Genomic DNA, 12689 nt, shown 5'->3' with positions numbered 1-12689 from the left:
GCGGTGCGTCCTGCGTCATCGAATTGAGGGTCAGCGCCTGCAATAGCGAATGCGCGAGGCAAGGGAAAGGGTCTGCGCACGCCTCAGGCGCCTTGGAACCGGTGCTTGACACCTATTTCCCTATTGGTTGGTCGTTGCGGTGTCGTAGAGCTTCAGTGTTTCGGTCGCTCCCTGCGCCATCGCCTTGGCCTGATCTTCGCGAATACGCGTGTAAAGCTCAAGCGCTTCGGGTGAGAACAGCTCGTCGGGGACAGGTACATGAATGAAGTTCCCGCTTCGGTCTTCTCCTCGCGCCAGAACGGCATAATCACGGTCCGCGACACTCTGCTGCGCATTTGGATTCAGATAACGAATGGCCAAACCGATCCGCCGGTCATCCGACATGTTCGGCCCCGAGCCGTGAATCGTCAAACCATGATGCAGTGACATCTGACCAGGCTGCAATTCAATGTGAGTCTTGTCTTCTTCCGCAACATCAACGGCCACTTCCTGCCCACGCGACAGCAGGTTGTTTTCGGAAAATGTGTCGTTGTGGGGCAGGATCGGGTTTTTGTGGCTGCCTTTCACGAAATCCATGCAACCGCTTTCGGTTGTGGCCGGTGACAGGGCGATCCATGCAGTCACCTGATCCGGCGTTTCACCCAGGCCCCAATAGGTCAGGTCCTGATGCATGCTGACAACCTGCGTCGTGCGCGCTTCCTTGATGAACAGCTCGGCAGACCAGAGCAAAAGGTCCGGACCAAGAACGCCTTCGACGATGTCCAGAACCCGCGGATCCAACGCAATGCGGGCAGCCAACGGCATCACCAGATGTGCGTTCACTCGTTTGTACATGGTCAGAGGCAGAGGCAAATCGGCCTCGCGCCATGTCTTTTCAATCTCCTCCAGCTCCGCGCGCAAGATCGCTGCCTCGGCCGGATCGAACACGGTCACCGGAAAGAGAAAGCCGTCCTCCCAGTATTTGTTGACCTGTTGCACTGGCAAGCGACCATTCGGCAATTCGATCGAGGATGTCATGCGACCTCCGTCAGGCTGATCCACAGGGGCAGCCTAGATGGAGAATTGCGGTTCCGGCTTTGCCGTTTGCGACATGCTGATCGCCTGAAGCAAATGCGCCGGACACTGGACTTTGGACCGCGGAAAGCTAGTGTCGCGCCGGTGGGTGGTCACAGGATCAGGCGATGGAAAAGTTCGGCAGAAGCCAATCGGTCAAGCGAACCGAGGATCAGCGATTTCTGACGGGGCAGGGCCAATACATGGACGATGCGGTGCCCGCGAATGCGTTGCACGCCGTGTTCTTTCGCAGCCCGGTTGCGCATGCAAAGATTACCGTGCTGGAAATGGATGCCGCACGTGAAGCCCCGGGTGTGCGCCTGATTTTGACCATTGATGATCTGGCCGCGACAGGTATCGACACAGTCATGAATGCCACTATCGTGTCCAACCGGGACGGTTCCGAGGGGGCAGCACCCGCGCGGCACATGCTGGCCAAGGATCGGGTCCGTTTTGTCGGTGAGCCCGTTGCCGTCGTGATCGCGGACACGCCCGAGCAGGCCCAAGACGCAGTTGAGCTGATCTGGATGGAAACCGACGACCTGCCGGCCAAGATTGACGCCGCGTTGGGCGGTGAACCTTTGCACGCTGAGGCTCCGGACAACCGAGCCTTCGACTGGGCTCTGGGCGACGAGGCCGCGACCGAGACCGCCTTTCAGGCCGCAGCTCATACCGTCGCGCTGAACGTTCTCGATAACCGGGTGATTATCAACCCGATCGAGCCGCGCGGCTGCCGGGTCGACTGGTCGGGCGGACGGCTGCATTTCGCTTATGGCGGTCAGGGCGTTTGGGCGATGAAGGCGCAACTGGCTCAGAAACTAAATCTGGCTCCTGAGGCGCTGCGCGTTACCACCCCTGATGTGGGCGGCGGCTTCGGGATGAAGGTGATGCCATATCCCGAATATTTCTGTGTCGCCGTGGCTGCGATGAAGCTGGGCCAACCCGTACACTGGATGTCCAGCCGCACCGAGGCGATGCTGTCCGACCATCATGGTCGCGACCTGACCTCGCTGGCTGAACTGGCATTTGACGAGGACCACAGGGTCACGGCCTACCGAGTGCATAGCAAGGTCAACCTTGGCGCCTATAACAGCCATTTCGGGCAAGCGATCCAGACCAGTCTGTTCAGTAAGGTCCTGATGGGTGCCTACGATGTGCAGACCACTTATTTGCGGGTCGAGGGTTTTTATACAAACACCACGCAGGTCGATGCCTATCGCGGTGCTGGCCGGCCCGAGGCGATCTATGTCCTGGAACGTGCGATGGACCGCGCCGCGCGCGAGCTGGGCGTCGATCCCTGGGAGCTGCGCCGCAAGAACTTCATCCAGCCCGAGAAATTCCCTTACAAAACCGCAACAGGTGAGACCTATGACGTCGGCGATTTTGATATGCTCCTCAGCCGCGCGAGTGAACAAACTCGGGGCTTTGCAGCCCGCAAGGCCGAGGATGCCGAACGCGGCCTGATCCGGGGGCAGGGGCTATGTTACTATATCGAAAGCATTTTGGGTGACCCTGCCGAGAACGCGAAGATCGAGTTCTGTGAGGGTGGAACGGTCAATCTCTATGTTGGCACCCAGTCAAACGGGCAGGGTCACGAGACGGCCTATACTCAATTCCTGTCAGATCAGACCGGGATTCCGATGGACCGTATCACGATCTTGCAGGGTGATACCGATCTGCTGGCCCATGGCGGCGGTACGGGCGGGTCGCGCTCGGTGACGGTGCAGAGTACGGCAACTTTGGCAACGATCGACAAAATGATCGCCGCATTCACGCCATATCTGGCTGATAAAATGGGTGTCGAGGAGGCCGACGTGAGTTTCGACCATGAAACCTTCCGGGCGCCCGGTTCGAACCTGACGCCCACCCTGACCGAAGCCGCGGATATGGCCCGTGCAGATGGTCGCATCGATCTGCTGCAACACGAGGCGCGCGCCAACCTGGATGCGCGCAGCTATCCCAACGGTGCGCACGTTGCCGAAGTCGTGATCGATTCTTTCACCGGCAAAGTAAAAGTGGATCGGTACACGGTGGTGGATGATTTCGGCAATATTATCAATCCGATGCTGGCCGAGGGACAGGTGCATGGCGGGGTGGTCCAGGGTATCGGCCAGGCGCTGCATGAACACGTCGTTCATGATGCCGATGGGCAACTGCTCACGGCTTCGTTCATGGATTACGCCTTGCCCCGTGCGGTTGAGATACCCATGATTAAGTTTACCTCGGCGCCGGTTCCGTCAACGTCCAACCCGATGGGAATGAAAGGATGCGGTGAAGCCGGCACCGTGGGCGCACTGGCCGCAGTGGCAAACGCGGTTCAGGATGCGCTCTGGGATTACGGGGTACGGCGGGCGGATATGCCTTTCACACCCCAGAAAACATGGGAATTGCTGACGCATGGTTCTGTCGCGGCTAAGTAGAAAGGTTCTGGGGTGGCTCGGACGGCCCTTACGCTCCGAGCACTCTGCCGAGACGCGCCGTCGCGAACCGATCAGTCATGTCATCATTCTTGACGGCACAATGTCCACGCTGGAACCGGGCTATGAAACCCATGCCGGCCAGACCTATCGACTGTGTCAGGAAATGGGCAGCCAGGTTTCCGTTTTTTATGAATCCGGGGTGCAGTGGGAAAACTGGAAATCCTCGTTGGATGTCTTGATGGGGCGAGGCATCAACCGCCAGATCCGTCGTGCCTACGGGTATCTGGCGTCCCGGTATAAACCGGGCGATCGTATCTATTTCATCGGCTATTCACGTGGTGCCTATGGCGTGCGCAGCCTGGCGGGTGTCATCGACATGATCGGTCTGCTCAAGGCTGAACACGCGACAGTGCGAAATATCAAGCAGGCCTACCGGCACTATGAATGTAATCCAAACGGGACAGCTGCAGGGGATTTTCGTCGGAAGTTCTGCCATGAGGACGTCGCTATTGAGATGATCGGCGTCTGGGACACGGTCAAAGCACTGGGCCTGCGCCTGCCGCTGCTGTGGCGCTGGGCCGAGGAGCGTCATGCGTTTCACAACCACCAGCTTGGACCGGCAACGCGTCACGGTTATCACGCCATGGCACTGGACGAGACACGCGAAGTGTTCGAGCCGGTTCTGTGGAAGTGTTCCCCCGAATTCAAGGGTCATATCGAACAGGTCTGGTTCCGCGGCACCCACGGCGATGTCGGCGGACAGTTGAACGGGTTCGAGGAGGCCCGGCCGCTCAGCAATATTTCCCTGATCTGGATGCTGGACAAGGCCGAACTGCACGGTTTGCTTTTGCCCGATGGCTGGCGTGATCGTTTCCCGACTGACACGCATGCGCCATCGGTCGGCACATGGCGCGGTTGGGGCAAGATTTTCCTGCTGCGCAAGCATCGGAAGGTGGGGCGCGACCGGTCGGAACGTTTGCATGTTTCAGTTTCGCCGGACAAGTTGCCAGGCTGGGTTCCGATGCCGGATTTACCGTCGCATCCGGCGCAGTGAAGTACCTAATCGAAAATCGCAGCTACGTTTTCATTGGAGTTTGCACGTAGCGCAGCCTCTATGTCCTTTTGTAAGTTCCGCGCCAAAGACAACTCGGGGAGTGAGTCCGCTGCAAAGAATACAGCCTCGCTGGTCTCGGCACCCGCCACGGGGTCATTGTTGCAGTACTCGTCACACAAAAAGAACAGCTTGTAGAAATCCCGCACATCGGCGGGATAGGGGTGTCGTGCCTTGTGCCTTAATGCATAGAGATGCCGCGCCCGTACGCGAAGCCCTGCCTCTTCCCAGACCTCACGCTCAATGTTTTCCGCAGGAGAGCTTCCGATATCCGCGAACCCGCCGGGCATCGACCAGCGTCCGTCGCTGCGTTCGCGCACCAGAAGAATACGCCCATCTCGGATTACAGCGGCGCGAATGTCGACGCTGGGTGTTGCGTAACCGCCTATGTGTTCAGAAACCAATCCTTCGATCTTTGACAGGGGAACACGACCCAGATCAGCGAGCATGGTGCGAGCTATATCGGCAATTTCGTCGTAGCGTTCCCTGTCAAAAGCATCTTTCGTGAAGTGCTGGCCGGTTTCGGCCAGCGCCAACAACCGTTTGGCCCGCGCCAGCCAGGTATCCTCTGTCGCAGTCGGATCCTGGCGCATGGGGCTCAGCGCCGACGATCCCGGCGCGAACTCATCGGCTGGAACGCCACGCCCACATGCGCTTCGCAATAGGGTTTGCCCGCCTCAACCGGCAGCCCGCAGAACCAGAAATCCTCGGTCGCGGGGTCGCCCACGGGCCATTTGCAGGTTTTCTCGGTCAGCTCCATCAGCGTCAGTTTTTTGGCCTTTTTCTCGACCTCGTTGACCTTGGCCAGCGCCTCGGGGCTGATTTCATTCGCCGAAGGCTGCGGCGGCAAAGGTTGCCCCGCCGGGATGATCTGGCGGCGGGCCGGCATGGCCGGCTTGGCTTCGGGCGCCGGGGACGGGCGGGCAGGTTCCGTCTTGGGCGTGGGCTTTGGCTTGGCTTCGGCCTTGGGAGCGGGTGCCGGTTTCTCTTTGGGTTCGGACTTGGCCGGGGTCGCGCCGGTTGCGCGGTTCGACAGGCCGAGGCGGTGCACCTTGCCGATTACGGCATTGCGGGTCACCCCGCCCAGTTCCTTGGCGATCTGGCTGGCCGACTGGCCCTCGCCCCACATCTTCTTCAGCAGTTCTACGCGCTCGTCAGTCCAGGACATCATTTGCCTTTCAAAAGCGGAAAGCGGCCCCGGATTCGGGCCGCCTTGGGAATTCGTCTCAGCCCCCTATTCTAATCACTGCGGCCCGAGTTACAAGCGGTCTTCGAATCAGGTAAGGGGCAGAACATGCAGATTCACACCGAACACGACCCGCGCCGTTTCGGAGCAGTTAACTGGATGGGCCTCTACACGCTGGGCCAACGCGAAACTCTGCGCTTTCTGGCGGTCTGGACGCAGACTTTGCTGGCCCCGCTGGTGACGGCGGGATTGTTCCTGCTGATCTTCAATATCGCCATCGGACCGGGTCGCCCGGATGTAATGGGCGTACCGTTCCTGACTTTTCTGGCACCGGGCATCATGATGATGACAGTGATACAAAACGCCTTTGCCAATACCTCGTCCTCGATGGTGATCGCCAAGGTGCAAGGCAATATTGTCGACACGCTTATGCCGCCGCTGTCTCCGCTGGAGATCCTGCTGGGCTATCTTGCCGGTGGCATAGTTCGTGGCGTTATGATTGCCCTCGTCGTCGCCATAGCGCTTGCACTCACACTGGGCCTGATTCCACAGCACTTTGTCATAGCATTGGTTTTTGTGGTCCTGGGTGGCGCTTTCATGGGAGCGTTGGGCTTGTTTGCGGGGATCTTTGCCAACAAGTTCGACCAGATGGCGGCGATCACCAACTTCATTGTGACACCGTTGGCGTTTCTGTCAGGAACCTTTTATTCGGTCGAGGCCCTGCCACCCATTCTGAACCGGTTGAGCCACGTAAACCCGGTCTTCTACCTGATCGACGGACTGCGCTATGGCATGATCGGGGTATCCGACAGCTCGCCCTATCTGGGTATGGTGGTGTGCAGCGGTGCGACCCTGCTGGTTGGGGCCGCAACCTGGCAGATGCTGCGGACCGGGTATCGGCTCAAGGCGTAAGCCTATGCCTCGGCCAGTGCCCCAGGCTGAAACGCGATCCGGGGCTTTCCCAGACGGGGATGCAGCCGCGCGGCGATTGCCCAAGCCCCGAAGAGGGCGAAACCTCCAACCGCAAAGACACCGGCCACGGGTGTAACCAGCAGAACCAAGGATGCGACACCCGGTGTCAAAATGCCCGAGACATCGCGGTAACTGGAATAGATGGCCGACATTTCAGTGCGCTCGGACGGCTTCACGGCCATAAGGAACGGCAGCCCGGCGCAAATATCCAGTACGATCAGCCAGACCGAACCTAAAACCAATGCCGCAACCGAGGCGACGGGCCACCCGGCCAGCGCGCCAGCAACGACAAAACAAGCTCCGCAGGCGGCGAAACCCACTCGAACCGCAGTTCGCAATGACCGCCCCTGGACCCAGCGTAGAATCAGAGGGGCAACAAAAAGCATTGCGTTTGTGACCGACAAAAGGATACCGCCCAACTGCTCACCCAGCCCGTTCTCGATGGCAAAGATGGGCAGGTAGACGACGTAAATCCACCAGCCGCAGGAGCGGATCATCGCGAACAGGTATCCGGCAACCAATCTGGGCTGCGCAAAGAACCTGGGTAAAAAGGCCAGTGGATTATTGGCGGGACCACGTGCCTTGGTGATCAGTTTGCCGTTACCCAGGCGCATGCGCCAGAAAAGGGCCAGCATGGCGACCGCCGCAATCGCGCTGATGACGAAAGGGGCAGGGGCCCAGACCTCCATCAGCAACACGCCTGCCATCGGACCGCACGTCCATCCCATAGCGCTATAGAGCATGCGGCTGGTCTCGCACCGGCCAAGTTCGATCTTGCTGATGTAGTCCAGCACATAAGCGTTGAAGCAGACAAAGGTCACGACCGTGGCAACGGTATTCAGTGCCAAGGCTCCGACAACCGCGGCGGGGCTGCCCTCGATCGCCAGAACGGCGCCGCAAATGAACATGATGCAACCGACGGTATAAGCCCATCTGCGCGGAACAAACCGGATGATGAACGGTACCATCAACCCTGCGATCAGTGAGATGATGCCGACCAGAAAATACAGAAAGGACACTGACGATGCGTCGCCCAGCGCACGGTACATCACCAACGGAAAGACCGAGATCAGGATTCCACGCACGATGGCCTCGAACCCGGCAAGGATGCCGAAGTCGCGGACCGAAGGCGCTGGGGCGTGGCGAACCCATTCCGGGATGCGGCGTTCATGCATGGACAAACTCTCAAATCAACTGAGGCCAGATTGCACCCCGGATCAAAGCGTTCATGAGGATTTGCGACATGGGGGTCGCCCTTGGGCCAACCTCACACATTTTTTGAACTGTCAGCTCCGACCCGCGCGGGTTTCCCGCCAGACAAGGATCATTGCGCCGGTCAAAAGGATGGCCGAACCCGTCAAACTGATTGCGTCCGGGATGACGTCGAACACAGCGAAGTCGTAAAACGCAGCAAAGATCAGCGTCGCATAGCTGATCGGAGCCACGAATGAAGCATCCGCGCGTGCCATTCCGTTGACGAAACAGGCCTGAGCACAAGCCATCAAAACGCCAATTCCCGCCAGCGCCGCCCATTGCTCTGCAGTCGGCATCTGAAACACGAAACTCACGGCGACGGTTGCAATGGTCAGTCCCATCGCGTTGTTCACAAGCAGAATCTGGATAGGGATTTCTCGGCTTGCGAGTTTCTTGATAAAAATCAACTCCATCCCGATTACCGCTGCCGCCGTCAGGGCCAGCAAGGCCGCGGGCTGGAAACTGTCGGGCGTGGGGCGCAACAGGATCAATGCGCCGGTCAGCGCGACTGCAGCTGCAATCCAGCGCCACGGCCCGACGCCCTCTTTCAGCAACGGAATGGCCAGCACCATCGCAAAAACCGGGTTCAGAAAGGAAATCGCTGTGGCGTCGGTCATGGGTATATAAGCGACCGATGCAAACATCAGCGTAATCCCCAACCAGCCGAAACTGGTTCGACCGATATGCAACCCCCAATGCGGTCGGCTCAGACGCGGTCGCAGAATGGCGACTGCGCCGGCGATCACCAGAAAAGCGAACAGAAACCGGCCGTGGCTGATCTGCATCGGGTGCAGCGCCGGCCCCAATGTATCCGTCCCCAGCGCCTTGGCCAGCAATGTGGTCGCCGCGATGAAGGCGCTGGCGGCAAAGATCAGCCCGGCCGCGAGGGGTGGATTATGTCTCTGGGCGACAAACATGGTTCAGCGGTGCGCCAATGCAGACCAATTGGCAAGAGGCGAAGGCGCGGTCCCACTGTGAATTTTCCACTTCGTCGATTTTCAGGGTTTCCAGCCCGCACCTGCCCCGCTATACGGCGCGTCATGATCAAACACGCACATACACTGCGCCTCCGACGCCGACGCTTTTTTGCGTAACCAGCCCGTTTGATCCATTTGTGCTGTCCAAATCAGCGCAATTTCCTGCAAATCTGTTGACGAACATGGCCCTGGTGTATCACTCACAGGGCTTAATCTATCTGAAGAGGATGATCCAATGATCCCGTCCGTTCTGCCGACCTATAACCGCGCGCCCCTGACTTTCGTAAAGGGCGAAGGCGCCTGGCTGACCGAGGCGGACGGCCGACGTTTTCTGGATCTCGGCGCCGGGATTGCCGTCAACGCCCTGGGCCACGCGCATCCCGCACTGGTCGCTGCGTTGACGGAACAGGCGCATAAGCTGTGGCATGTGTCGAACCTCTATCACATTCCGCAGCAGCAGGCGCTGGCTGACAAGCTGGTGGATCATACCTTTGCTGATACAGTGTTTTTCACCAACTCAGGCACGGAATCCTGCGAGCTGGCCGTGAAGATGGCCCGCAAGTACTTCTATGACAAAGGTGAGCCCGAACGGGTCGAGATCATCACCTTCGATGGCTCGTTCCACGGTCGGTCTTCCGCCGGTATCGCAGCAGCCGGATCCGAGAAGATGACCAAAGGGTTCGGCCCGCTGTTGCCCGGTTTCGTGCATGTCACCTTTGGTGATCTGGACGGTGTTACCAACGCGATCAGTGAAAAAACTGCCGCAATTCTGATCGAGCCTGTCCAGGGCGAAGGGGGCATTCGCCCGGTGCCGGATGCGGAGCTCAAGGCCCTGCGTCAAATTTGCGACGACAATGGCCTGTTGCTGATCCTCGACGAAGTGCAATGCGGCGTTGGCCGGACCGGCAAGCTGTTTGCCCATGAGTGGGCAGGTATCACCCCCGACATCATGATGGTTGCCAAGGGTATCGGCGGCGGTTTTCCGTTGGGCGCGGTTCTGGCTACGGAAGACGCGGCCTCCGGGATGACCGCGGGCACACATGGTTCAACCTATGGCGGCAATCCGCTGGGCTGCGCGGTCGGGTGCGCCGTGATCGATCAGGTTGCCACCCCGGCCTTCCTCGAAGGGGTCAACCGCAAGGCGGGGTTGCTGCGCCAAAAGCTCGAAGGTCTGGTCGCAGAACACCCTGATGTCTTCGAAGATGTGCGCGGTGTCGGGCTGATGCTGGGCTTGAAATGCAAGGCGACCAATACCGACGTGGTGAACGCAGGTTATGACAACGAGGTTATTACCGTCCCTGCAGCTGACAACGTCATTCGCCTGCTGCCGCCGCTCAACCTGACCGAAGACGATATCGCACAAGCCATGATCCGCCTCGAAAAATCCGCCGCGCAGGTCAAGTCCAGCCTCACCAACGCCTGACATTCATCTTTTCCCAAATACTCCGGGGGTGTGGGGGCTGGCCCCCACCCGCCACTAGCCAAAAGCGAAACGATATGAACCACTTCCTCGACATCCACAAAACCGATGCCGCCGCATTACGGACCATGATCGATCAGGCAGGGGCGATGAAACAGGCACGCCTCGGCCGCCCGAAAGCCGCGCCCGACAATGACCAACCTCTAAAGGACCGCATGGTCGCGCTGATTTTTGAAAAACCATCGACCCGTACCCGGGTGTCCTTTGACGTGGGTGTACGCCAGATGGGCGGGCAGACCATGGTGCTGTCGGGCAAGGATATGCAACTGGGCCACGGCGAAACCATCGCCGACACGGCGCGCGTGCTGTCGCGCTATGTCGACATGATCATGATCCGGACGTTTGACGAGACCATCCTGACCGAAATGGCCGAATACTCGGACGTGCCCGTAATCAACGGCCTGACCGACCGCACGCATCCCTGCCAGATCATGGCCGACGTGCTGACGTTCGAAGAACACCGCGGCCCGATCAAAGGAAAAAAGGTGGTCTGGACCGGCGACGGCAACAATGTGTGCGCCTCGTTCCTGCATGCAGCAGGCCAGTTCGGATTCGACCTGACCTTCACCGGACCAGCCCAGTTCGACCCCGAGGAAGAGTTCATGGGCTTCGCCCGTAAGAAAGGTTCGAAAATCGTGGTCGAGCGCGATCCCTTCAAGGCCGTCGAGGGCGCTGATCTGGTTGTTGCCGACACCTGGGTCTCGATGCATGATTCTCAATCGGCTAAGGAACGTCGCCACAATCTGCTACGCCCCTATCAGGTCAACGCCGAGCTGATGAGTTACGCCAAATCCGACGCGTTGTTCATGCACTGCCTGCCGGCGCACCGCGAAGAGGAGGCGACCTCCGAAGTGATGGACGGCTCCAACTCGGTTATTTTCGATGAAGCTGAAAACCGCCTGCATGCACAAAAGGCAGTGATGCGCTGGTGTCTCGGCGTCTAGTCCGGGCGCCGTCGAACACGCCATACGCGCAACTTGGCGAGCGTTCGGACGCTCGCCAACAGAACCAGAATGCACAATGCGGTCTTGGTCACGATTTCCATCGCTCCTTCGATCAGCATGGCATGGACAACGGTACCGATGACGGTCACGGCGGCCAACGAGGTATGACCCAACCGCCACGGGCGAAACCGCAGGCGCAGTTGTCGTCGCAGAACTGCCAGCAAGGCCGCTGCAAACACTGCCCACATCGCAATGACACCCCAGGCCGAAAACGGAGTGGGCGAAACAAACAGCAAAGCATCGATCACGTCCGGAGGGCTGGTAATCCACAGTCCGCCGACATGGATCAAAACCGCCAGAACCAATGTGCCTCCGACCCATCGGTGCAAACGTCGTGAAGTCCACTGGGAAAGTCCGGGAAGATACCCGCCCGCCAGCAATGGCTGGATCAGCAACAGGTCGAGCCCCACGATCCCGGCAAACCCGGCAGCGACATAAACAGGGTCACGCCATGCAAGATATGGGCTGGCTGCGGCCGCAAGCGCAGGCACAAAGATGGCACAGAACAGAGCCGCCCAGATCAGGATAGCGCGGGTCGGACTCATGCAGCTTCAGGTGTCACACAGGTTGCAGCACAAAATGCGCGCTGAGGCTTTTATCTCTGGCGCTCGCCATGACCGGGCGCAGGAACACAGTCTCGAACTCGCCGCTGTCATAGGCCAGATGCCCGTGTGGCTGTCCGAATGCGGGTACGATCTGCGGTATCTCCAGTCGGAATTCCCCGTTGGCGTCGGTCAAAGTCGCCCCGTGGCTGTGTGGGTCGCGCTCGTGCCCTTCGGTTGTGTGGGCCCAGATCTGAATACGCTGGCCTGAAAGCGGCGCACCATCCCCGGCACGACGCACAGTACCTGTCATCCAGAACCCGCCACCGCCGATACGATCCACGATCGGCGCGCCGGGGCGGTAATTGTTTGATCCACCGCGCATCGAACGTGTTGGTGCGACACCGTCGGCGCGGGCAGATACCGCGACCCCGATTGCGCTGCTCGCCGAGATGACGCCAACAGCACTGATAAAGGAACGACGGGTCAGAAGAACAAGCGACATACCGGAACCTCCTATCGATCACATGCCGGGTCTATTCTCAGAAGAAGCATAGCACGTTTGTTTGGGATTCCGAGGTCGTGAGGTAATTCCTGTCACGATCATCCCTCACACTTGCGGGATACCGCCCAAAAGCAGCGCAGCGGCTTTTTATCCATCAGCAGGTCCGAGCTTTCGAACGAATTGAC

The 12689-nt window shown here is 59.3% G+C and carries 12 protein-coding genes; 5 read left to right on the top strand and 7 right to left on the bottom strand.

Annotated elements, in window-relative coordinates; genetic code table 11:
- Positions 1–120: 120 nt before the first annotated feature.
- Entirely contained in the window at positions 121–1017 is an 897-nt protein-coding gene (locus AC2TDJ_RS06995; RefSeq protein WP_480840604.1) for a phytanoyl-CoA dioxygenase family protein, read from the bottom strand.
- Between the two features lie 164 nt (positions 1018–1181).
- Between AC2TDJ_RS06995 and AC2TDJ_RS06990 the strand changes: the two genes are divergently transcribed.
- Both AC2TDJ_RS06990 and AC2TDJ_RS06985 read left to right on the top strand, forming a co-directional pair.
- Complete coding sequence (locus AC2TDJ_RS06990; RefSeq protein ID WP_480840602.1) at positions 1182–3473, top strand: xanthine dehydrogenase family protein molybdopterin-binding subunit; 2292 nt, start codon at positions 1182–1184, stop codon at positions 3471–3473.
- The gene (locus AC2TDJ_RS06985; RefSeq protein WP_480840600.1) at positions 3451–4527 is read left to right on the top strand and encodes a DUF2235 domain-containing protein; all 1077 of its coding nucleotides are present in this window, start codon (positions 3451–3453) and stop codon (positions 4525–4527) included. Before AC2TDJ_RS06990 ends, AC2TDJ_RS06985 begins: the two co-directional genes overlap by 23 nt.
- Positions 4528–4532: 5 nt before the next feature.
- Here the strand turns inward: AC2TDJ_RS06985 and AC2TDJ_RS06980 are convergent, their stop codons facing one another.
- Entirely contained in the window at positions 4533–5177 is a 645-nt protein-coding gene (locus tag AC2TDJ_RS06980) for an NUDIX hydrolase (protein ID WP_480840598.1), read from the bottom strand.
- 5 nt (positions 5178–5182) lie between these two features.
- The gene (locus tag AC2TDJ_RS06975; RefSeq protein WP_480841423.1) at positions 5183–5752 is read right to left on the bottom strand and encodes a GcrA family cell cycle regulator; all 570 of its coding nucleotides are present in this window, start codon (positions 5750–5752) and stop codon (positions 5183–5185) included.
- A gap of 126 nt (positions 5753–5878) precedes the next feature.
- On the opposite strand from AC2TDJ_RS06975, the gene AC2TDJ_RS06970 reads away from it, so the two are divergent.
- A complete protein-coding gene (locus AC2TDJ_RS06970; RefSeq protein ID WP_480840596.1) occupies positions 5879–6682 on the top strand; it encodes an ABC transporter permease in 804 nt (267 codons plus the stop codon).
- Between the two features lie 2 nt (positions 6683–6684).
- Here the strand turns inward: AC2TDJ_RS06970 and AC2TDJ_RS06965 are convergent, their stop codons facing one another.
- Together AC2TDJ_RS06965 and AC2TDJ_RS06960 are read right to left on the bottom strand one after the other, a co-directional pair.
- Complete coding sequence (locus AC2TDJ_RS06965) at positions 6685–7917, bottom strand: MFS transporter (RefSeq protein WP_480840594.1); 1233 nt, start codon at positions 7915–7917, stop codon at positions 6685–6687.
- A 111-nt stretch (positions 7918–8028) separates the two neighbouring features.
- Complete coding sequence (locus AC2TDJ_RS06960; RefSeq protein ID WP_480840592.1) at positions 8029–8913, bottom strand: DMT family transporter; 885 nt, start codon at positions 8911–8913, stop codon at positions 8029–8031.
- A 295-nt stretch (positions 8914–9208) separates the two neighbouring features.
- On the opposite strand from AC2TDJ_RS06960, the gene AC2TDJ_RS06955 reads away from it, so the two are divergent.
- Both AC2TDJ_RS06955 and argF read left to right on the top strand, forming a co-directional pair.
- Complete coding sequence (locus AC2TDJ_RS06955) at positions 9209–10396, top strand: acetylornithine transaminase (RefSeq protein ID WP_480840590.1); 1188 nt, start codon at positions 9209–9211, stop codon at positions 10394–10396.
- A 74-nt stretch (positions 10397–10470) separates the two neighbouring features.
- Entirely contained in the window at positions 10471–11397 is a 927-nt protein-coding gene (gene argF, locus AC2TDJ_RS06950; RefSeq protein WP_480840588.1) for an ornithine carbamoyltransferase, read from the top strand.
- Here the strand turns inward: argF and AC2TDJ_RS06945 are convergent.
- Together AC2TDJ_RS06945 and AC2TDJ_RS06940 are read right to left on the bottom strand one after the other, a co-directional pair.
- Positions 11394–12002, bottom strand: coding sequence for a ferric reductase-like transmembrane domain-containing protein (locus AC2TDJ_RS06945; protein ID WP_480840586.1), 609 nt, complete (start codon positions 12000–12002; stop codon positions 11394–11396). The two genes, argF and AC2TDJ_RS06945, sit on opposite strands and share 4 nt — an antisense overlap.
- A 13-nt stretch (positions 12003–12015) precedes the next feature.
- Complete coding sequence (locus AC2TDJ_RS06940; RefSeq protein ID WP_480840585.1) at positions 12016–12504, bottom strand: twin-arginine translocation pathway signal; 489 nt, start codon at positions 12502–12504, stop codon at positions 12016–12018.
- Between the last annotated feature and the right edge of the window lie 185 nt (positions 12505–12689).

The sequence above is a fragment of the Ruegeria sp. HKCCD6647-2 genome, assembly GCF_057221075.1.
This window is presented reverse-complemented; position numbering and strand designations above follow the sequence as displayed.